General features: G+C 70.5%; 21 protein-coding genes. 2 read left to right on the top strand and 19 right to left on the bottom strand.

Annotation, left to right across the window (positions count from 1 at the left end):
• Positions 1–14: 14 nt before the first annotated feature.
• The gene (locus KZC50_RS09700; protein WP_310891569.1) at positions 15–380 is read left to right on the top strand and encodes an RNA-binding S4 domain-containing protein; all 366 of its coding nucleotides are present in this window, start codon (positions 15–17) and stop codon (positions 378–380) included.
• An 18-nt stretch (positions 381–398) separates the two neighbouring features.
• Here KZC50_RS09700 and KZC50_RS09695 read toward each other — a convergent pair whose 3' ends face one another.
• Both KZC50_RS09695 and KZC50_RS09690 read right to left on the bottom strand, forming a co-directional pair.
• Positions 399–1,193, bottom strand: a complete 795-nt coding sequence (locus KZC50_RS09695; protein WP_310891568.1) for an alpha/beta fold hydrolase — start codon at positions 1,191–1,193, stop codon at positions 399–401.
• A gap of 31 nt (positions 1,194–1,224) precedes the next feature.
• Positions 1,225–1,869 carry a TetR family transcriptional regulator gene (locus KZC50_RS09690; RefSeq protein WP_310891567.1) on the bottom strand — a complete coding sequence of 215 codons (645 nt, stop codon included), beginning with the start codon at positions 1,867–1,869 and terminating at the stop codon, positions 1,225–1,227.
• A gap of 109 nt (positions 1,870–1,978) precedes the next feature.
• Between KZC50_RS09690 and KZC50_RS09685 the strand changes: the two genes are divergently transcribed.
• Complete coding sequence (locus KZC50_RS09685) at positions 1,979–3,460, top strand: MDR family MFS transporter (protein ID WP_375294594.1); 1,482 nt, start codon at positions 1,979–1,981, stop codon at positions 3,458–3,460.
• A gap of 25 nt (positions 3,461–3,485) precedes the next feature.
• Here the strand turns inward: KZC50_RS09685 and KZC50_RS09680 are convergent, their stop codons facing one another.
• Genes KZC50_RS09680 through KZC50_RS09600 form a run of 17 tightly spaced genes read right to left on the bottom strand, consistent with a single transcriptional unit; the run spans position 3,486 to position 19,565 of the window.
• Entirely contained in the window at positions 3,486–4,358 is an 873-nt protein-coding gene (locus KZC50_RS09680; RefSeq protein ID WP_310891566.1) for an NUDIX domain-containing protein, read from the bottom strand.
• Between the two features lie 34 nt (positions 4,359–4,392).
• The gene (gene der, locus KZC50_RS09675) at positions 4,393–5,865 is read right to left on the bottom strand and encodes a ribosome biogenesis GTPase Der (RefSeq protein ID WP_372461341.1); all 1,473 of its coding nucleotides are present in this window, start codon (positions 5,863–5,865) and stop codon (positions 4,393–4,395) included.
• 58 nt (positions 5,866–5,923) lie between these two features.
• A complete protein-coding gene (gene cmk / locus KZC50_RS09670; RefSeq protein WP_236968594.1) occupies positions 5,924–6,622 on the bottom strand; it encodes a (d)CMP kinase in 699 nt (232 codons plus the stop codon).
• The gene (locus KZC50_RS09665; protein ID WP_310891565.1) at positions 6,619–7,725 is read right to left on the bottom strand and encodes a prephenate dehydrogenase; all 1,107 of its coding nucleotides are present in this window, start codon (positions 7,723–7,725) and stop codon (positions 6,619–6,621) included. The genes cmk and KZC50_RS09665 overlap by 4 nt, the downstream gene beginning before the upstream one ends.
• Entirely contained in the window at positions 7,726–8,493 is a 768-nt protein-coding gene (locus KZC50_RS09660; protein ID WP_236968596.1) for a pseudouridine synthase, read from the bottom strand. It abuts the gene before it with no gap.
• A complete protein-coding gene (scpB, locus tag KZC50_RS09655) occupies positions 8,490–9,095 on the bottom strand; it encodes an SMC-Scp complex subunit ScpB (protein WP_310891564.1) in 606 nt (201 codons plus the stop codon). Before scpB ends, KZC50_RS09660 begins: the two co-directional genes overlap by 4 nt.
• The gene (locus KZC50_RS09650; RefSeq protein WP_301135636.1) at positions 9,085–9,900 is read right to left on the bottom strand and encodes a segregation and condensation protein A; all 816 of its coding nucleotides are present in this window, start codon (positions 9,898–9,900) and stop codon (positions 9,085–9,087) included. The genes scpB and KZC50_RS09650 overlap by 11 nt, the downstream gene beginning before the upstream one ends.
• A complete protein-coding gene (locus tag KZC50_RS09645; protein WP_310891563.1) occupies positions 9,884–10,738 on the bottom strand; it encodes a ParA family protein in 855 nt (284 codons plus the stop codon). Before KZC50_RS09645 ends, KZC50_RS09650 begins: the two co-directional genes overlap by 17 nt.
• Positions 10,739–10,754: 16 nt before the next feature.
• The gene (gene xerD, locus KZC50_RS09640; RefSeq protein ID WP_310891562.1) at positions 10,755–11,729 is read right to left on the bottom strand and encodes a site-specific tyrosine recombinase XerD; all 975 of its coding nucleotides are present in this window, start codon (positions 11,727–11,729) and stop codon (positions 10,755–10,757) included.
• 1 nt (position 11,730) lies between these two features.
• Entirely contained in the window at positions 11,731–12,315 is a 585-nt protein-coding gene (locus KZC50_RS09635) for an NUDIX domain-containing protein (RefSeq protein WP_301135631.1), read from the bottom strand.
• Positions 12,308–14,020: a CTP synthase gene (gene pyrG / locus KZC50_RS09630; RefSeq protein WP_301135654.1), complete on the bottom strand. Its 1,713-nt coding sequence runs from the start codon at positions 14,018–14,020 to the stop codon at positions 12,308–12,310. Before pyrG ends, KZC50_RS09635 begins: the two co-directional genes overlap by 8 nt.
• 17 nt (positions 14,021–14,037) lie before the next feature.
• A complete protein-coding gene (gene recN / locus KZC50_RS09625) occupies positions 14,038–15,729 on the bottom strand; it encodes a DNA repair protein RecN (RefSeq protein ID WP_310891912.1) in 1,692 nt (563 codons plus the stop codon).
• A complete protein-coding gene (locus tag KZC50_RS09620) occupies positions 15,726–16,682 on the bottom strand; it encodes an NAD kinase (RefSeq protein ID WP_301135629.1) in 957 nt (318 codons plus the stop codon). Before KZC50_RS09620 ends, recN begins: the two co-directional genes overlap by 4 nt.
• Entirely contained in the window at positions 16,679–17,479 is an 801-nt protein-coding gene (locus tag KZC50_RS09615) for a TlyA family RNA methyltransferase (protein ID WP_310891561.1), read from the bottom strand. The genes KZC50_RS09620 and KZC50_RS09615 overlap by 4 nt, the downstream gene beginning before the upstream one ends.
• A complete protein-coding gene (locus tag KZC50_RS09610; RefSeq protein WP_301135625.1) occupies positions 17,476–17,631 on the bottom strand; it encodes a hypothetical protein in 156 nt (51 codons plus the stop codon). The genes KZC50_RS09615 and KZC50_RS09610 overlap by 4 nt, the downstream gene beginning before the upstream one ends.
• Before the next feature lie 21 nt (positions 17,632–17,652).
• A complete protein-coding gene (locus KZC50_RS09605; protein ID WP_310891560.1) occupies positions 17,653–18,699 on the bottom strand; it encodes an HAD-IIA family hydrolase in 1,047 nt (348 codons plus the stop codon).
• Positions 18,699–19,565, bottom strand: coding sequence for a hypothetical protein (locus tag KZC50_RS09600; RefSeq protein ID WP_310891559.1), 867 nt, complete (start codon positions 19,563–19,565; stop codon positions 18,699–18,701). The genes KZC50_RS09605 and KZC50_RS09600 overlap by 1 nt, the downstream gene beginning before the upstream one ends.
• Between the last annotated feature and the right edge of the window lie 41 nt (positions 19,566–19,606).

Genomic DNA, 19,606 nt, shown 5'->3' with positions numbered 1-19,606 from the left:
GACATCATGGACGGATGACCTCCACCGCCCGTGTCGACGCCTGGCTATGGGCGGTCCGGGTCTACAAGACGCGCTCGGCGGCGACCACCGCATGCCGCGCCGGCCACGTGCGCGTCAACGGCGAGAAGGCGAAGGCAGCCCAGCCGGTGAAGCCCGGCGACGAGGTACGCGTCCGGATCTCGGGTTTCGACCGGATGCTCGTCGTCCGTCAGCCGATCGTGAAGCGCGTCGGCGCGAGCGTCGCGGCGGAAGCCATGGAGGATCAGACGCCACCACCGCCGCCCCGGGAGCTCACCGCTTTCGTGCCGGTCCGCGATCGCGGTGCAGGGCGCCCCACCAAGCGCGAACGGCGCGACATCGAGAAGCTCCGCGGGCGCTGAGTCGATCGGACGATCGACTCACTCCGAGAAGAGGAACGATCGAAGAGCGGCCGTCCACTCCTCGAACGCGTCGAGGTGCGCGTCGTGGGACGCTCCGACGAGATCCGTCCGCGTCACGTCCTGACCCCGACGGAGGAACTCCGCCTTCCGCGCCTCGCTGAACATGCCTCCGTCGGCGTAGACCGCGAGGGTGGGAGTCCTGACGCTTTCCCACTCGCGCCAGTTCGGTGCGCTCATCCCCTCGAGCACGCGCACCATCACGTCCGGATCGAACCGCGGACGAAGGCCATCCGCACGTCGCTCGAGATCACCGGCCCACGCCCGCGCGAGCGCACCGTCCCCCAGGAACGCGTGCGCTTCGGCACGATCCGCGAAGGGAACCGGCCACGACCGGAAGAAGGATCCGATCGCGGCACGGTCGTCGGCGGACCCTCCGCCGGCGTCCCCCTCGAGCATCACCAGTCGCCTGATCAGTTCGGGGCGGTGCGCAGCCACCAGCATCGCGGTGTGCGCCCCCATCGACTGGCCGACGAGGTCGACCGGCTCACGCCACTCCGCTTCGATCACCCGTACGACGTCGTCGACGAACGCGAGCCGCGACACATCGGCGGGCGTCCGCGTGCTGGCGCCGTGACCGCGCTGATCCACGAGGATCATCCGCCTCGGCGCCAGGGCAGTAGCGGTCGGGACGAATTCGTTGCTGCTCCCGGCAAGCCCGTGCAGGATGACGATCGCCGGCTCCGCGCCGGCGAACACCGTGTACGCGATCGTCGCGCCGTCGAAGGCCGTGACCTCACGATGCTCTGCCGCCATCGAGCCACCGTACATCGGAGGGGGCCGTGGGCTACTTCCCCGCGTCTCGGGAGAGGTGCGCGCCGAGCGGTGCGAGACCCGCGATCACCTCGCGGTAGATCTCGCCGGCACTCGCGGCGTCGCCGAGCTCGGACCGCCGCACCCATTCGCCGAACACGACACGGATGATCGCGTCCATCGCCGCGACCGTCGCACGGATGGTCAGCACGTCCACGTCGGCCCCGGCGGCCTCCACCGCCGCATCGATGAGCTCGTCCGCATTGTCGATGTCATTGGTCACCGCGCGCGCGAGAAGAGTGGGCTCCGATTCGATCACACGCCGCACCCTCAGCACCCGCGCACGGATGTCGGGCCGTCGATCGAAGTCGTCGAACAGGCGCACCCACGCGTGTTCGATCGCCGCCGCGAGATCCGCTCCCCCGCGCACGTCGTCGAGAAGTGCCACGCGGATCGTGCGGTACTCCTCGTCCTCGTGGAAGAGCGCGTGCTCCTTCGTCGGGTAGTAGCGGAAGAACGTCCGCGGAGAGATGCCGGCGGCCGCGGCGATCTCATCCACCGTCGTCGCGGCGACTCCTCGCTCCTCGAAGAGCGTGAGCGCGGCGTCCGCCACTTCGCGCAGCGTCTCACGCCGTCGTCGCTCACGCAGGCCGACGGGCGCGGAATCGTCAGACGTCATGCGGAAGATTCTACACCCGCCGCCAAGTTGGCAGTCACTGCCATATACTCGATGAGTCCTCGCCCGCGCTCGACCGCGCGGCGCGCCCCGAACGAGAAAGAGCGTCTCCGTGACCCTCGAGAAGAACCTCCCTCCCCTGTCGTCCGAAGACCCGCGTCCCCCACGCGCCGTCCGTCCCGGCACCGTCATCGCCCTCCTGGTGGTGTCGGCGTTCGTCGTGATCCTCAACGAGACGATCATGAGCGTCGCGCTCCCCCGACTGATGGAAGACCTCGGCATCACGGCCGCGACCGCCCAGTGGCTGACCACCGGCTTCCTCCTCACCATGGCCATCGTCATCCCGCTCACTGGATACCTCCTGGCCCGTTTCCCGCTTCGCAGCCTTTACCTCACGGCGATGAGCCTCTTCACGGTCGGCACCCTCATCGCCGCCCTCTCCCCGGGCTTCGAAGTCCTGCTCCTCGGTCGTATCGTCCAGGCCTCGGGCACGGCCATCATGATGCCGTTGCTGTTCACGACGGTGCTCACGATCGTCGCTCCCGAGCGCCGCGGACGCATGATGGGCGTCATCTCCATCGTCATCGCCGTCGCTCCGGCGATCGGCCCGACCGTCTCGGGCATCATCCTTTCCGTCCTCGACTGGCGCTGGATGTTCTGGCTCGTGCTCCCGATCGCCGTCGTTGCGCTGACCCTCGGCGCCCTGTGGGTACGGAACGTCACCGAGACCCGCGCGGCGAGCTTCGACATCCTCTCGGTGATCCTGTCCGCCCTCGGCTTCGGCGGACTCATCTTCGGCCTGAGCTCGATCGGTGAAGCGGCCTCCGGTCATGCCCCGGTCCCGGTCTGGATTCCGATCACCATCGGCGCCGTCTCCGTCGTCGCCTTCGTCCTCCGCCAGATCCGCCTGCAGCGGACCGACTCGGCCCTGCTCGATCTGCGCACCTTCCGGTCGCGACCGTTCGCCCTCGCGACCGTGCTCGTCGCCGTGGTCTTCTCCGCGCTCTTCGGATCGCTCATCCTGCTACCGCTCTACCTGCAGCAGGTCCTGGGACTCGACACCCTCACCGTAGGCCTCATGCTGCTCCCGGGCGGCATCGTCATGGGTGTCATCGCACCGGTGGTCGGTGCGCTCTTCGACCGATTCGGACCGCGACCCCTCGTCCTCCCGGGCATGATCGTCGCCGCCGCAGCGCTCTGGGGCATGACGACGTTCGATGTCGGCACACCGATCGCCTGGATCATCACGGTGCACGTCGCCCTGAACCTCGGTCTCGGCTTCGTCTTCACGCCGTTGCTGACCTCCGCGCTCGGGTCACTGCCGCCGACGCTGTACTCCTACGGCTCGGCCACGGTGAGCACGCTGCAGCAGCTCGCCGGAGCCGCGGGCACGGCGCTTTTCGTCACCCTGATGTCGGTGACGGCCGCGGCGGCGACCTCGGAGGGGGCGAACCCGGTCGCCGCGACCGCGGACGGAGTACACGCGGCCTTCTTCGTCGGGGCCATCGTCGCGAGCGCGGCGGTCATCCTCGCCGCCTTCGTGCGGAACCCCACGGTGGACGCCACGGCGCCGGTCGAGGTCGTCGCACACTGACCACACGTCGGCGATGCGGCCGGACTCAGGTCAGAAGATCTCGCAGCCAGCGGGGACCGTGCACCACGGCGCCGGTCTCCCGGCATCGGTCCGCCAGCTCCCGATCCGCCGTCACCACCGTCACCGAACGCCCGGCGTCCCCGAGACGTCGGGCTTCGGCGACGATCGCGTCGTCTCCGGAACGATCCGCTCGGACGACGGAGAGGCCGTCGAGATCCGATACCCCACGCCCCGCCCCTTCGACGACCGCCACCCACTCGGGGAACCACGTGTGCTCGGGAAGCGACAGCTCCGCTGCGGGGATGCCGCGGCCCGAACGCTCCGCCACCGAGGCCAGCAGGCGATCCGCGGCGCCGTCCCGGTCGCGCCACCAGCCGTCCGGGACGGAGCCGATCACGTTCGCGACATCGATCACCACGGCCGGGCGCACCGAGAGCAGCTCACGCAACCGCACCCAGGCGGTGGCGAACCCCGGATGCAGCGGCCGTTCCTGGACGACGTCGGCGGGCACCCATTCCAGCGCCGTGCTCTCGGGATCGCTGATCGTGGGTTCGAACGGCGTCTCGACGTCACCGACGAGCGTCGTGTACGACCAGTAGCCGAGATCCAGCACGCTCAGCAGCCGCGGACGGATCGACCCCGACGGCACGCCCGCCTCCTCGGCGGATTCGCGGAGTGCGGCATCCGTCGCGGACTCGTCCTCGTGACGTGCGCCACCCGGAAGCCCCCAGGTATCGCCGAAATGGCTCCACGACACCCGGTGCTGCAGCAGGATGCCACGCGCGGCGTCCACGGCGATCAGTCCGGCGGCGCCGAAACGCCCCCAGTACCGCGCACCGTCCGGAGCGAGCACCCACGCGTCACCGGGGTTCCTCGGCGTCGGTCGCTCGTTCGTCACCCCGCAAGCCTGGCACACCGGCGACGCGCCGGGGTCAGCGCTGGCGACGCTCCCGCACCCGCATGTTCGTCACGATGGGCGTCCCCTCGAAGCCGAAGACCTCGCGGAGGCGACGCTGGATGAACCGGCGGTAGCCGGGGTCGAGGAAGCCCGTCGTGAAAAGCACGAATGTCGGCGGACGCGTGGCCGCCTGCGTCCCGAACAGGATGCGCGGCTGCTTGCCTCCGCGGAGCGGGTGCGGGTGCTCGGCGACGAGCTCGGCGAGGAAGGCGTTGAACTTGCCGGTCGAGATGCGCTGGTCCCACGACGCCAGAGCCGTCTCCAGGGCCGGGACGAGCTTGTCGAGGTGACGACCCGTACGCGCGGAGATGTTCACGCGCGGAGCCCACGCGACGTGCGCGAGGTCCTGCTCGATCTCCCGCTCGAGGTAACGACGCCGGTCTATGTCCTCCATGTCGTCGTCGTTCAGGCGATCCCACTTGTTGAAGGCCAGCACGAGCGCGCGGCCGGACTCCAGCACGAGGTCGATGATGCGGACGTCCTGCTCGCTGAGCGGCTCCGACACATCGAGGACGACGACGGCGACCTCCGCCTTCTCCAGCGCGGCGGAGGTCCGCAGCGACGCGTAGAAGTCGGCTCCCTGCTGCAGGTGCACGCGACGGCGGATTCCCGCGGTGTCGACGAAGCGCCAGAGCTTGCCGCCGACCTCCACGACCTCGTCCACCGGGTCGCGGGTCGTACCGGCGAGCTCGTTGACGACGACGCGCTCCTCGCCGGCGGCCTTGTTCAGCAGGGAGGACTTCCCCACGTTCGGGCGACCGAGGATCGCGACGCGGCGCGGACCGCCGATCTCGTGACCGGCGACGGCGGAGATCTCCGGAAGCACCTTCATGATCTCGTCGAGGAGATCCGCGACACCCCGACCGTGGATCGCGGAGACCGGGTACGGCTCACCGAGGCCCAGGTTCCACAGCGCCGCGGCTTCGGGCTCCTGTCGGGCGTCGTCCACCTTGTTGGCGACGAGGAAGACGGGCTTCCCGCTCTTGCGCAGGAGCTTGACGACGTGCTCGTCGGTGGAGGTCGCCCCCACCATGGCGTCCACGACGAACAGCACGACGTCGGACAGATCGATCGCGACCTCGGCCTGCGCGGCCACCGACCGGTCGATGCCGCGGGCATCCGGCTCCCAGCCACCGGTGTCGACGAGGGTGAACCGACGGTCCATCCACTCGGCCTTGTACGTCACCCGGTCGCGCGTGACGCCGGGGGTGTCCTCCACGACCGCCTCGCGGCGTCCCAGGATGCGGTTCACCAGCGCCGACTTGCCGACGTTCGGGCGACCGACGATGGCGACGACGGGGAGCGCCGGCAGGTACTCGATCTCACCGTCACCGGAGAGGACGCCCTCCAGCAGTTCGGCGTCCTCCGCCTCGAGGGCGTAGTCGTCGAGGCCGGCGCGGAGGGCCGCGGCCCGTTGCTCGGCGAGGTCGTCATCGAGACCGGCCATGTGCTGGGCCAGGGCGTCGGATGCCGCAGCATCGTCGGGGACGTCGAATTCGCGATCGTCAGTGTGCATGGGAAGCCTCCAAGGCTCGGTCGATCACGGCGAGGACGGCGTCCACCGTCTGATCGAAGTCCAGGTCGGTGGAATCGACGACCTCGACGCCGGGCGCCGCGGCGAGGAAGTCGACCACCTTCGAATCGGCGGCGTCGCGCCGGTGCAGGGCCTCGGCGACCGCCGCGGCATCCTGCGATGTCAGTTCTGCGCTCCGACGGGCGGCGCGCACCTCGGGCGCCGCGGTCAGCAGGATCCGCGCCGGCGCGTCGGGGGCGACGACGGTCGTGATGTCCCGGCCCTCGACGACCACCGCGGGCAGACCGGACGCGGCCACGAGGGCGCGGAACAGCGCGGTGAGCGCTTGGCGAACCGCGGGCACCCGCGCCACACCGCTGACGGCATCCGCCACCCTCGGCTCGCGGATCGCCGCGGTGACGTCCACATCCCCCACCCGCACCCAGCGGTCATCGGGATCGAGCGAGATGGCGTAGTCGAAGTCGCCGAGCACATCCAGCACGGCGGTCGAATCGGACGTGTCCGCCCCGTGCTCGAGCGCGTGCCACGCGAGGGCGCGGTAGGCGGCACCGGTGTCGAGGAAGCCGTAGCCCCGGCGACGCGCGACCTGTCGGGACACGCTGGATTTGCCGCTCCCGGCAGGACCGTCGACGGCGACGACCACCGGCGTTTCGAGGATGGAATCGGTCATGGGGTGGTGCTCGCAATCTTCCAGCCGCGCGACTCGAGGCCGTCCACCGCACGGCGCACCGCGCTCGGGACGACGCTGATCTCGGCGAGACCGAACTGGGCGCCGGGCGAATGCTCCAGGCGCAGGTCTTCGACGTTCACATCCAGCTCGCCGAGCTCGCCGAACAGGCGGCCGAGCTGACCGGGGGTGTCGTCGACCATGACGACGACCTGCTCGAATCGGCGGTTCTGACCGTGCTTGCCGGGCAGCCTCTCGACCCCGTCGTTCCCCCGCCGGATCGTGTCGGCGACGGCGCGGCGCGCGCCGGGCGCGTCCGGCGCGCGCAGCGCCTCGGCCACGGTCGCCAGATCGTCGGCAAGGGCGCTCAGGACGTCGCGCACGGGCTCGGCGTTCGCCCCCAGGATCTGCACCCACAGTTCCGGTGCGGAGGCCGCGATCCTCGTGGTGTCCCGCAGCCCCTGTCCGGTCAGCTGGAGGAAACGGTCCGGCGCGTCGGCCAGGCGTCCGGCGAGGAGGCTCGACACGATCTGCGGCACGTGGGAGACGAGGGCCACCGCACGGTCGTGTTCTTCCGGTGTCATCTCGATCGGGGTCGCACCCAGGTCGAGGGCCAATGCCTCGACCATCGTCAGATCAGCGGCGGAGGTCTCCTCGTCACGGCACACGACCCACGGCCGGCCCACGAAGATGTCCGCGCGCGCGGCGATGGCTCCGCCGCGCTCGCGACCGGCCATCGGATGCGAGCCGATGTACCGGGTGAGGTCGGCGCCGCGCGCGCGCAGCGCTTTCAGAGGCTCGAGCTTGACGCTCGCGACGTCGGTGACGACGGCGTCCGGGAAGGCCGCGAGCTCACGCTCCACCACGTCGGCGACGACATCCGGAGGGACGGCCACGACGACGAGAACGGGGGTGTCCCCCTCCCGCGCCGGCCGACCTGCGCCGTAGTCGACGGCGAGGCGCAGCTGCGCGGGCGAGGTGTCGGCGAGCGCGACGTCGACCCCCGAGGCGGTCAGCGCATGACCGATGCTCGATCCCAGGAGGCCGGCGCCGACGATGCGGACGGGTCCGCGCGTGCGCGTGGCCAGCACGGTGGCGTCGGTCACTCAAGTCTCCAGATGCTCGGAAGCAGTGGCGCCGCGGGCGAGGGTGAGCAAGGCGCCGCGCTCCACTTTAGTCAACTCGCGGCTCTTGCCCGCTGGCAGGGTTCCCAGGTGGAGGGGTCCGAACTGGCGCCGTACGAGCTCGACGACCGGATGCCCCACTTCGGCCATCATCCGTCGGACGATGCGGTTGCGTCCGGAGTGCAGCGTGAGCTCCACGAGCGAACCGGTCCCCTCCGTGCTGCGGGAGAGGAGCCGCGCCTTGTCCGCGGAGATCGGCCCGTCCTCCAACTCGACCCCGGTGAGAAGGCGCTGGATGGTGGCCGGCGCGACACGACCCTCGACTTTGGCGATATAGACCTTGGTCACCCCGAACGAGGGATGCGCGAGCACGTGCGCGAGGTCGCCGTCGTTGGTGAGGACCAGCAGACCGCTGGTCTCGGCATCCAGACGCCCGACATTGAACAGGCGCTCCGGATACGGCTCGACGAAGGGACGCAGATCGGGGCGGCCGCGGTCATCGCGCATCGAGCTGACGACCCCGGTCGGCTTGTTGAGGATCACGTAGCGCTTGGTCTGGTCGAGCTGCACCGCGGTGCCGTCGACGTCGACGAGGTCCGATTCGGGGTCGATGCGGCGGCCGAGCTCGGTCACCACGACCCCGTTGATGCGGATCCGTCCCGCGACGATCATGTCCTCGACCACGCGGCGCGACGCCACACCGGCCGCCGCGAGGACCTTCTGCAGACGGACACCTTCGACATCGCTCATCGGCGAACTCCTTCGTCCAGGCCCTCGGCGCGCCCGACCTCCTCCGCTCCCTCCAGGAAGGGCGAAATCGGAGGGAGCTCGTCGAGGGAGTTGATTCCCAAGTGGACCAGCAGGGCGTCGGTGGTCCCGTAGTTGATGGCGCCGGTCTCGGCGTCGGCGAACAGCTCGGTGATGAGGCCGCGGGCCAGGAGCGTGCGCACGACCGAGTCCACGTTGACCGCGCGGATCGACGCGACCTGCGAGCGCGTCACCGGCTGCTTGTAGGCGATGACGGCGAGTGTCTCCAGGGCCGCCTGGGACAGGCGCGCGGGCGCCTGTCCGCCGACGTAATCGGCGATGAGGTCGTCGTGGTCCTCGCGGACGTACATCCGCCACCCGCCACCGACCTCGCGGAGCTCGAACCCGCGACGCGGACCTCCCGCGCGGCCGTCGTAGTCGGCGACGAGGGTGTCCACGGCCTGGCGCACCGCGGGGACAGGGGCTCCCACCGTCGCCGCCAGCGAGACGAGGGACAGGGGTTCCTCGGCGATGAACAGGATCGCCTCCACGCGGCGAACGGTGTCGACGGCGGGAGACGCGTCGGTCACGGCGTCATCGGTCATAATCTGCTCCCAACGAGGCGAGATTCTCATCGGACCACCGCTGCGCGCTCCAGCGGAGGGTCAGTTCCCCGAGCGGCTCGAGCTGCTCGAATGACAGGGCCGCGTGCCGGTACAGCTCCAGCACCGACAGGAAGCGGGCGACGACGACCCCGGGGGCGCTCACCCCGGCCACCAGCTCGCGGAACGACAGCGTGCCGGCATCGCGAAGAAGGGTGACCACGATCGCCGCCTGCTCGCGGATGCTCACCAGCGGAGCGTGCAGGTGGTCCAGACCCACGTGAGGGATGTCTTTCGGCGTCATCGCGAGAAGGGCGAGGGCGGCGAAATCGTCCGGCGTCAGGGTCCACCGCAGTTCGGGGGCCGCGTGTCGGTACTTGGCATCCAGCCGCACAGTCCGCGCGTGCCGCTGATCCTCGCGCCTCAGGCAGCGCTCGAACCACGCCGAGACCTCCTTGAACGCCCGGTACTGGAGCAGGCGGGCGAAGAGCAGATCGCGCGCCTCCAGGAGCGCCACGGATTCGGCATCCACCAGCTCGCCCTGCGGGAGGAGCCCCGCCACCTTCATATCGAGCAGCGTTGCGGCCACCACGAGGAACTCCGAGGCCTCCTCCAACTCCTGGTCGGGGCCGAGGGCGCGCAGGTAGGCGATGAACTCGTCGGTCACCTTCGACAGCGACACCTCGGTGATGTCGAGCTCGTGCTGCGAGATGAGTCGCAGGAGCAGATCGAAGGGCCCGTCGAAGACGCCGAGCGAGACCCGGAATCCGGCGGTGTCGTCGGCCGGCGCCTCAGGCGACGGCGCCACGGGCGACCAGCTCCCGCGCGAGTCGGAGGTACGCCTGCGCGGCGGCGTGCTCGGGTGCGAACTCGGTGATCGGCATCCCGGACACGGAGGCGTCGGGGAACTTCACCGTCCGACCGATGACCGTCTCCAGCACGTCGTCGCCGAACGCGTCCACGACGCGCTCGAGGACTTCGCGGGAGTGCAGGGTGCGCGCGTCGTACATCGTCGCGAGCACACCGTCGAGCTCGATCGAGGGGTTGAGCCGGTCGCGGACCTTGTCGATCGTCTCGATGAGCATCGCGACCCCGCGGAGCGCGAAGAACTCGCACTCCAACGGGATGAGGACGCCGTGGCTGGCGGTCAGCGCGTTGACCGTCAGAAGCCCGAGGGACGGCTGGCAGTCGACGAGGATGACGTCGTACTCGCCCGCGACGCGGCGCAGGGCGCGGGCGAGGGTCTGCTCGCGCGCGACTTCGTTGACCAGGTGCACCTCGGCGGCGGACAGGTCGATGTTGGCGGGGATGACGTCCAGGCCCTCCACGCGGGTCCGGACGATGACCTCGTGCGGATCGCGCTTGCCGTCCAGCAGCAGATCGTAGATCGTCGGGATGTCGTGGGTCTGGATCCCGAGGCCCGCCGACAGCGCTCCCTGCGGATCGAAGTCCACCGCGAGGACGCGTCGGCCGTAGCTGGCCAGCGAGGCGGCGAGGTTGATCGTGGTGGTGGTCTTGCCGACCCCGCCCTTCTGGTTGCAGAGCGAGATGATGCGCGCCGGTCCGTGTCCGTCGAGCTTCGGCGGGGTGGGGAAGCCCCGATAGGGTCGCCCGGTGGGGCCGATCGGGGTGTCGTCCTCGGACACCTTCGCCGCGCTCCGCTTACTGCCCGCCACCGACACTCTCCACTTCCTGACCGTCCGGTCGATTGTAGCCCCGAGCACGCGGATGGGCCGTGACGTACACGTCGCGAAGCGCGTCGATCGAGACGTGGGTGTAGATCTGGGTCGTCGCCACCGAGGCGTGTCCGAGCAGCTCTTGCACGACACGCACGTCGGCGCCGCCCTGCAGCAGGTGGGTGGCGAAGGAGTGCCGCAGGGTGTGCGGCGACACGTGCGCGGTCAGCTGTGCGCGCTCGGCCGCCGCGCGGATCACCAGCCACGCGCTCTGACGGGACAGCGGGGCTCCTCGGGCGCCGAGGAACAGCCGGGCACTCCCCCGCCCCCGCCGGGCGAGTTCCGGGCGCGCGCGGGTGAGGTAGGCCTCCAGGGCCGCTCGGGCGTAGGACCCGACCGGCACCATTCGTTCTTTGTCCCCCTTTCCGCGCACGCGCACGACCTCGCGGTCCGCGAGGTCGTCGACGTCCAGCTGCACGATCTCGGACACGCGAGCACCGGTGGCGTAGAGCAGCTCCAGGAGGGCGCGGTCGCGGAGGGCCACCGGGCCCGTCGGCGACACCTCCGCAGGTGCGGGGCCGGCGGCATCCAGGAGATCCTCCACCTGCGTGATGGTGAGGGCTTTCGGCAGTCGTCGGGGCTGGCGAGGCGGACGCATCCGACGCGTCGGGTCCTCCGCCTCGACGCCCTCTCGCGTGAGGTGGCGGTGGAGCCCCCGCACGGACGACTGCAGCCGCGCGAGCGAGGACGGTGCGGGTTGCGGCTGTGACGACGCGTGCGCGGCGACGAAGTCGGTGACGGTATCCGCGCCGATGTCGGAGGTGTCGCTGATCCCCTGCTCATCGAGCCACGCGAGGTAGGTCGCGAGATCCCGGCGGTAGGCCGCGACCGTATGGGCGGACAGTCCCCGTTCGAGCGCCACATGGCGCAGGTAGTCGTCGACCGCTCGATCGGGGCGCACGTCAGCGCTCGTTCGGATCCGTCCGCCGCAGCCGTTCCGCGGCTGCCAGCACACCCACGGCGAGGATGCCGTTGCGCAACCGTCCCGCGAGCACGCCCTCGACGGCGTCGGCGAGCGGGATCCACTCGATACGGATGTCGGCTTCCTCGGCCTCGCGCGCGTGGGCGTGGCCGACGGCGGAAAGCCCGCGGGCGAGGAACACGTGGACCACCTCGTCGTTGCCTCCGGGGGTGGTGAAGACCGAGACGAGATTCTCCCAACGCTCGGCGACGAGATCGACCTCCTCCGCGAGCTCGCGGCGAGCCGTCTCGGCCGGCGGCTCACCGGGCACATCCAGGAGCCCCGCGGGGATCTCCCAGTCCCGGTGGCGGATGGGATGCCGGTACTGCTGGATCAGCAGCACCCGGTCCTCGTCATCGAGCGCGACCACCGCAGCCGCACCGGGATGGGCGACGTACTGCCTGACGATCTCCTCGTCGCCGTAGCGGAGGGTGTCGCTGCGGACGTCCCACACCCGCCCCTCGTAGACGAGGTCGCTGTCGGTGACCGCGGCTTCGACCGGCTCGTCGCGCAGCTGCTCAGCCATTGTCCACGTCGAACAGCTCACTGGAGCGGTGACGTTCCAGAGCCGCGCCGATGAGTCCGCGGAACAGCGGGTGCGGCGCGGTCGGGCGAGAGCGCAGCTCCGGGTGCGCCTGGGTGGCGATGTAGTACGGGTGGACGTCGCGGGGAAGCTCGACGTACTCCACGAGGTTCCGGTCAGGCGAGAGGCCCGAGAACATCAGCCCCGCCTCGGCGATCTGTTCGCGGAAGCGATTGTTGACCTCGTACCGATGACGATGCCGCTCGGACGCGGTCGCGGCGCCGTAGACCTCCTCGGCGAGGGACCCGGGCGCGAGGTCGGCCTGATAGAGCCCCAGACGCATCGTGCCTCCGAGGTCGCCACTTTCGAGGATGTCGACCTGCTCGGCCATCGTCGCGATCACGGGGAAGTCCGTCTCCGGCTCGAACTCGCTCGAGGACGCGCCCTCGAGACCGGCCTTGTTGCGGGCGTATTCGATGACCATGCACTGGAGGCCCAGGCAGATGCCGAGCGTCGGGATCCCCTGCTCGCGGGCGAAGCGCAGGGCGCCGAGCTTGCCCTCGATGCCGCGGATGCCGAATCCACCCGGAACGACGATGCCGTCCAGGTCACCGAGCGCGCGCGCAGCGCCCTCGGGCGTCTCGCACTCGTCCGACGGGATCCAGCGGAGAGTGACGTGGGTCTCGTGGGCGAAGCCCCCGGCCTTGATGGCCTCGGTCACCGAGAGGTAGGCGTCGGGGAGGTCGATGTACTTCCCGACCAGTCCGATCGTCACTTCGTGCTTCGGATTGTGGACCGCCTGGAGCACGCGGTCCCAGCGGGACCAGTCCACCTCCGCCGAGCCGCCGAGGCCGAGGGCCCGCACGATGTACGAGTCCAGTCCCTGCGTGTTCAGCATCGTCGGGATGTCGTAGATGCTCGGCACGTCGACCGCGTTGACGACGGCATCCTCGTCCACATCGCACATGAGCGCGATCTTGCGCTTGTTCGACTCGGTGACGGGACGGTCGCTGCGGAGCACCAGCGCGTCGGGCTGGATGCCGATCTGGCGCAGAGCCTGCACGGAATGCTGGGTGGGCTTGGTCTTCTGCTCCCCCGACGCACCCATGAACGGGACGAGGGAGACGTGGACGAAGAACACGTTGCCGCGACCGAGCTCGTGACGGATCTGACGGGCGGACTCGATGAACGGCTGCGACTCGATGTCGCCGACCGTGCCGCCGATCTCGGTGATGATGACGTCGGGGCGCGGCACCTCGGTGGCCTGCAGCCGCATACGACGCTTGATCTCGTCCGTGATGTGCGGGATCACCTGGACGGTGTCGCCGAGATACTCGCCGCGCCGCTCGCGCGCGATCACCTGGGAGTAGACCTGCCCGGTCGTGACGTTCGCGGCCTGGCTGAGCTCGATGTCGAGGAACCGCTCGTAGTGACCGATGTCGAGGTCGGTTTCGGCACCGTCGTCGGTCACGAAGACTTCGCCGTGCTGGAACGGATTCATCGTCCCAGGGTCGACATTCAGGTACGGGTCGAGCTTCTGCATCACCACGCGCAGTCCGCGCGCGGTGAGGAGGTTGCCGAGGCTGGCGGCGGTCAATCCCTTGCCCAACGAAGAAACGACACCGCCGGTCACGAAAATGTGCTTGGTGGTGTCGCTGTTCTTGTCACCGTGGGAGGCCGTTTCAGGGACATCTCCAGAAGTCTGCATCACGGGCTTCGATCCTATCAGTGCCGGGATGCGCCGAGTTCGAGCAACTCGCGCGCGTGGGTCAGGGCCGCCGCGGAATCGGGCATTCCGGAGAGGAGCCGCGCCATCTCCGCCTCCCGTTCCGCCCCCTCGAGGCGTCGGACATCGGACGAGGTGACACCGCCGTCGCCCGCCTTCACCACGGAGAGGTGATTGCCGGCGAACGCGGCCACCTGGGCGAGATGCGTCACGGCGATGACCTGAGAGCCCTCGGCGAGGCGAGCGAGCCGCCGCCCCACCTCGATCGCCGCCGCGCCGCCGATCCCGGCGTCGACCTCGTCGAAGACGAAGGTCGGAACCGGATCGGTCGCCGCGATCACGACCTCGATGGCGAGCATCACGCGGCTGAGCTCTCCTCCGGATGCGCCACGGGAGACCGGACGGGGCTCGGCACCGGGATGTGGCGCGAGGAGAAGCGACACCTCGTCGCGGCCCGCGGCTGTCGCAGACGCGGGCGCGACGCGCACCTCGAGGCGCGCGTCGGCCATGGCCAGCGCCTGCAACTCCGCGGTGACGGCCTCGGCGAGGCGCCCCGCCGCCTCCACCCGTGCAGCGGTGAGGGCGGCGGCCGCGGTGTCCAGGGCGCGTGCTGCGTCGTCCCGCTCCTCAGCAAGGCGCTCGGCGCGACCGGAGTCGTCATCGAGTTCGGCGAGGCGCAACGATCCCGCGTCCCACAGCGCGAGCGCGCCGTCGAGCGAACCGTGCTCGCGCACCAGCGCACCGAGAAGCGCGCGTCGTTCCTCGACGGCAGCGAGTTCATGGGGCCCGGATTCGTCGAGGTCCGCGAGGAAGCCGGCGAGCGAGGCCGCGATGTCCGCGACGCGGTAGCCGAGCTCGCTGATCTGCTCGCCGATGTCCGCGAGCGCCGGATCCTGGACGCGTTCGAGCACGCGACGAGCCTCCGCCAGCAGGATGCCGGCGTCCGGCGCGTCGCCGTCGCCGGAGAGGACTGCATGCGCCGTGGCCGCCGCAAGCCGAAGCTCCTCGCCGTTCGCCAGACGCTCGGCGCGCACGGCGAGTTCGGCGTCCTCGCCCGGCTGCGGCGCGACCTGCTCGAGGGTGTCCAGCTGCGACCGAAGAAGATCGGCTTCGCGCGCGCGCTGGTCGCGCTGCGCGACCAGCGTCGTCAGCGTCTCGTCCAGATCGCGCCACCGCGAGAATGCCGCAGCGTAGGCGTCGCGCGCCGCGTGAAGGGGAGCGCCGCCGAACCTGTCGAGCGCCTCCCTCTGGGCGGCAGCCGACCGCAGCCGCAACTGCTCGGACTGTCCGTGCACGACCACCAGGTGATCGGCCAGATCGCCGAGTACCGCAGCCGGTGCCGCTCGGCCTCCGACGGTGGCGCGCCCCCGGCCTTCGCGGGAGACGGTGCGCCCGACGATCAGCTCGCCCCGTCCGTCGCCGAGCGGGTCGATCTCGCCGCCGGCGTCCCGCACGCGGTCCGCGACAGGGCCGTCGTCGTCGACGATCCAGACGCCGTCGACGGCGGCGCTGGCAGCGCCGGAGCGGACCGCGGATGAGTCGGCGCGTTGCCCGAGGAGCAGGCCGAGGCCTGTGACGACCATGGTCTTGCCGGCGCCCGTCTCACCGGTGATCGCCGTGAAACCCGGTCCGATCGGAAGCGTCGCCTCCGAGATCACACCGAGGTCCCGCAGCCGCATCTCCTCGATCACGACGCGGGGTCCTTCGTGCCGCGCCCGGCGGGCGCCGTCGGGCCGCGCCATCCCTCGACCGGAAGGCGGAACTTGCGGACGAGCCGGTCGGTGAACGCGGCGGGGTGCAGGCGTGCAAGGCGGACCGGCCGACGCGAACGACGCACGACCACGCGCGCACCCGGCGGGAGATCGTGGGAGCGCCGCCCATCGCACCAGAGCACCCCGATGCCGTTGGTGCGTTCGAGCACCTCGATGGCCACGGCGTGCTCGGGCCCGACCACCAACGGCCGGGCGAAGAGAGCGTGCGCCGAGAGCGGAATGACCGCGATGGCCTGGACGCTCGGCCAGATGACCGGTCCCCCGGCGGAGAAGTTGTACGCGGTGGATCCCGTGGGGGTCGAGACGACGACCCCGTCGCAGCCGAAGCTCGAGAGGGGGCGTCCGTCGACCTCGATGACGACCTCCAGCATCCGCTCACGGCTGGCCTTCTCCACCGTGGCCTCGTTCAACGCCCAGGTTTCGTAGATGACCTCGTCCTGCGCGTTCTTGACGCGGACCTGCAACGCGAGGCGCTCCTCGACCTCGTAGGCCCGATCGATGACGCGGCGGACCGCCTCGTCCATGTCGTCCTTGTCGATCTCGGCGAGGAAGCCGACGTGCCCCATGTTGATGCCGAGCACCGGGGCGGTCCCCTCCCGGACGAGCTCCGCCGCCCGCAGGATCGTTCCGTCTCCCCCGAGGACGATGGCCAGCTCTATGTCCTCCACGGCGACGTCGGTCCCGAGGGCCGCGACATCGTCGAAACCCGCGCGCGCCGCAACCAGTTCCGCCCGGTCGTCGGCCGCGAGCACCGGCGTCGCCCCCGCCGCGCGGAGCGCCCGCACCACCCTGTCCGCCGCGTCGACGGTGTCGTCGCGCAACGCGTGAGCGACCACCAGGATGTGGCGCTTCACGCGAGCATCGTCGTTCATCGGCTCCCTGCCAGTCGGTTCACGGTGTCTGACCATTCTGACGGATCGGCCTCGTGCCCCGGCGCCAGATGGACGATGTACTCGGCGTTCCCGTGCGTGCCGACCAGCGGCGACGCGAGGAATCCGCGGATGCCGAGCCCTTGGTCCCACGCTGCCCAGAGCACCCGTTCCACGGCGTCCACGCGCGCGATCGAATTCGTCACGAGCCCGCCCTTGACGGCTGTGCGCCCCACTTCGAACTGCGGTTTGACCAGAAGCACGACATCCGCGTCGCTCCCGACGACCTGCGCGACTGCGGGAAGCACATGGGTGAGGGAGATGAAGGACAGATCGCCGGTGACGACGGTCGGAACCTCGGTGCGCCCGGCCGCCTGGGCGAGGAGGCCGGCGGTCATGTACCGGGCGTTGAAGCCCTCGACGACGACGACGCCGGGGTCGGCCGCCACGGTGGGATCCATCTGCCCGTGGCCCACGTCGACCGCGAGCACCTCGCGGGCCCCGCGCTCGCGCAGGACCTGGGTGAAGCCGCCTGTTGACGCGCCGAGGTCGAGGGCGAGTCGCCCGGACACGTCCAGCCCGAAACCGTCGAGCGCGGCGATCAGCTTGTGCGCAGCGCGGCTGACGTAGTGATCCGCGCCCGCGACGGTGATCTCCTGGACGGACTCCACTCTCGCCGCCGCCTTGACGACGGGACGCCCGTCGACGCTGACCAGGCCTGCGGAGATCAGCGTCGCCGCATGGCTGCGTGACCGCGCCAGGCCGCGTGCCGCGAGCGCGGCATCCAGTCGCTCCGTCATGAAGAAGATGAGGTCGGTCCCGCATCGAGTTCCCGAGCGAGGGCGTCGTGCAACGATGCGAAGGCATCGGCTCGGGTCGCGAGAGGTTGCGCCTCGATCACCTCGAGCGCGGAGAGGAGGTCGGCGGTCTCGGTCACCTCGAAGCGGTCCATCGGCCCATGCTACGACGCACCTCAGGGACGGTGGAACGGATCGGCATAGAGCTGCTCGGGAACACGGAACCCGAAGATCGCGCGCCCCGTCGACCAGATCGCCGCCGCCGCGGCGCGCAGGAGATCGATCTGCGCGTCTCCGGCGCTGTCGATGCGGACGTCCACGCCGTCGATGCGCACACGCGCGCGCCCGACCGTCGCGACGTCCCCACGTACGGTGACCTCCGGATAGGGCTCGTGGAGCTGGCGCAGATCACCGAGGATGTACGTCGGGTGCGATCCCTGCGGCGCGGCCAGCACGTGTTTCGGCCGGTCGATGCCGGTCAGGACGAGCGCGGACGGGATGCCCGCGCGATTCGCACCGAGGATGTCGGTGTCCAACCGATCGCCGAGGAACAGCGCGCGCCGAGCCCCGAAACGGGATACGGCCTCGTGGAAGATCGGGACCTCGGGCTTGCCGGCGACGGTGGCGAGGCGGCCGACCGCCGTGTGCACCGCGGAGACGAGCGTTCCGTTTCCCGGCGCGATCCCCCGGGCCTGCGGGATCGTCCAGTCGGTGTTCGTGGCGATCCAGGGGATGCCGCCGTCCTCCTCCGGCACGGCCAGAGCGTAGGCCGCTTCGGCCAACTGCGACCAGCCGACCTCCGGCGCGAATCCCTGCACCACCGCGGCGGGTGCGTCATCAGCGCTCCGGGTGACCTGGAAGCCCGCCTTCGCCACCTCGGTCAGCAGCCCCTCGCCACCCACCACGAGCACGGTCGAGCCCGTCGGCACGAGCGTCGTCAAGAGGCGCATCGCGGCCTGCGGACTCGTCACGACGTCTTCCGGACGTGCGGGGATGCCCAGCTCGCTCAGGTGTGCCGCGACCGACGCGTCCGTTCGGGAGGCGTTGTTGGTGATGAAGCCGAGGGCCCGCCCTTCACGCGCACGCTGGAGACTGTCGACCGCGTGCGGAAGCGCGCCGGCCCCCGCGTAGACCACTCCATCCAGATCCGCGAGGACGGTGTCCACGCCGTCCAGCGGGGTCGCGCCGCCGCGCCCGAAGAGGCGCTTCGCCGAGAGACCCATCAGGATCGATCGCCCTCGACGGGATCGTCCTCGATCACCGTGTCCTCGATCACGATCGTCTCGAGGTCAGCCGCTCCGCTGGCGTCGTGCAACGCCTCGGCGGCGATGTCGGCGCGACGCTGCCACAGCGCCGCCTCATCCGTGCGACCGAGCTCCTCCAGGACAGCGGCGCGTGCCGCGAAGAGCGCCGGGCTCCACTCGAATGCCCGGTCGGGGTCCAGTTCCGGAATGTCCAGCTCGGTCAGCGCGCGCTCGGTCTCACCGAGGTCCAGTCGCGCGCCGGACATCGCGATCGCCAGCTCCACGCGCACCGGCACCGGAAGCGCGGAACGGTCGACGGCCCGCCCGACCTCGAGCGCCCGATCGGGACGCCCGACCCCGCGCTCGCTGTCCACGAGGAGCGCGATCTGGTCGTCCTTGCCGGAGATCCGCCGATAGGTGCGCAGCTCCCGGAGCGCCAGCGCGTAGTCCTCGGTCGCGTACGCGGTGATCGCGACGGTCTCCCTCACGATGGCGATGCGACCCGCACGTCGGGATGCGGCAAGAGCATGACGGTGGGCGAGGGCCGGATCATCGTCGATGAGGCGGGCCGCCATCGCGAGGTGTCGCGCGACCTCGTCGGCGTTCTCCTTGCTCAGCGTCTTCAGTTCGTTCCGCGCCGGACCGTTGAGGTCCCGCGCGGTGACCTCCTCGGGAATCGGCGGATCGTCGTGCCGCGGGCGATCCTCGCGTGCTGCGCCGTCGCGGGGGCGCCGGTCCGGCCGGTCCGCGCCTCCTCGCACGGGACGAGAACCGTCTCGACGCGGCGGCCGGCCACCCCCGCGACCGCGGTCTCGCGCGCTGTCATCGGATCGGCGCTCGGCCATGTCGACTCCTCGAAGGTCACTCTGTTCCTGTGTCCCCACGG

This window comes from Microbacterium aurantiacum (assembly GCF_031625015.1).
Taxonomy (GTDB): domain Bacteria; phylum Actinomycetota; class Actinomycetes; order Actinomycetales; family Microbacteriaceae; genus Microbacterium; species Microbacterium aurantiacum.
Note: the sequence above shows the minus strand (reverse complement) of the source record. Positions and strands in the feature narration are given on the sequence as shown.

Excerpts from the sequence above, each read along its gene's own strand:
- KZC50_RS09700 (WP_310891569.1), top strand. The coding sequence starts at position 15 with ATGACCTCCACCGCCCGTGTCGACGCCTGGCTATGGGCGGTCCGGGTC.
- KZC50_RS09695 (WP_310891568.1), bottom strand. The coding sequence starts at position 1,193 with ATGGCGGCAGAGCATCGTGAGGTCACGGCCTTCGACGGCGCGACGATC.
- KZC50_RS09690 (WP_310891567.1), bottom strand. The coding sequence starts at position 1,869 with ATGACGTCTGACGATTCCGCGCCCGTCGGCCTGCGTGAGCGACGACGG.
- der (WP_372461341.1), bottom strand. The coding sequence starts at position 5,865 with ATGGCCGGTCTCGATGACGACCTCGCCGAGCAACGGGCCGCGGCCCTC.
- cmk (WP_236968594.1), bottom strand. The coding sequence starts at position 6,622 with ATGACCGATTCCATCCTCGAAACGCCGGTGGTCGTCGCCGTCGACGGT.
- KZC50_RS09660 (WP_236968596.1), bottom strand. The coding sequence starts at position 8,493 with ATGAGCGATGTCGAAGGTGTCCGTCTGCAGAAGGTCCTCGCGGCGGCC.
- scpB (WP_310891564.1), bottom strand. The coding sequence starts at position 9,095 with ATGACCGATGACGCCGTGACCGACGCGTCTCCCGCCGTCGACACCGTT.
- KZC50_RS09635 (WP_301135631.1), bottom strand. The coding sequence starts at position 12,315 with ATGGCTGAGCAGCTGCGCGACGAGCCGGTCGAAGCCGCGGTCACCGAC.
- pyrG (WP_301135654.1), bottom strand. The coding sequence starts at position 14,020 with ATGCAGACTTCTGGAGATGTCCCTGAAACGGCCTCCCACGGTGACAAG.
- KZC50_RS09620 (WP_301135629.1), bottom strand. The coding sequence starts at position 16,682 with ATGAACGACGATGCTCGCGTGAAGCGCCACATCCTGGTGGTCGCTCAC.
- KZC50_RS09615 (WP_310891561.1), bottom strand. The coding sequence starts at position 17,479 with ATGACGGAGCGACTGGATGCCGCGCTCGCGGCACGCGGCCTGGCGCGG.
- KZC50_RS09610 (WP_301135625.1), bottom strand. The coding sequence starts at position 17,631 with ATGGACCGCTTCGAGGTGACCGAGACCGCCGACCTCCTCTCCGCGCTC.
- KZC50_RS09605 (WP_310891560.1), bottom strand. The coding sequence starts at position 18,699 with ATGGGTCTCTCGGCGAAGCGCCTCTTCGGGCGCGGCGGCGCGACCCCG.
- KZC50_RS09600 (WP_310891559.1), bottom strand. The coding sequence starts at position 19,565 with ATGGCCGAGCGCCGATCCGATGACAGCGCGCGAGACCGCGGTCGCGGG.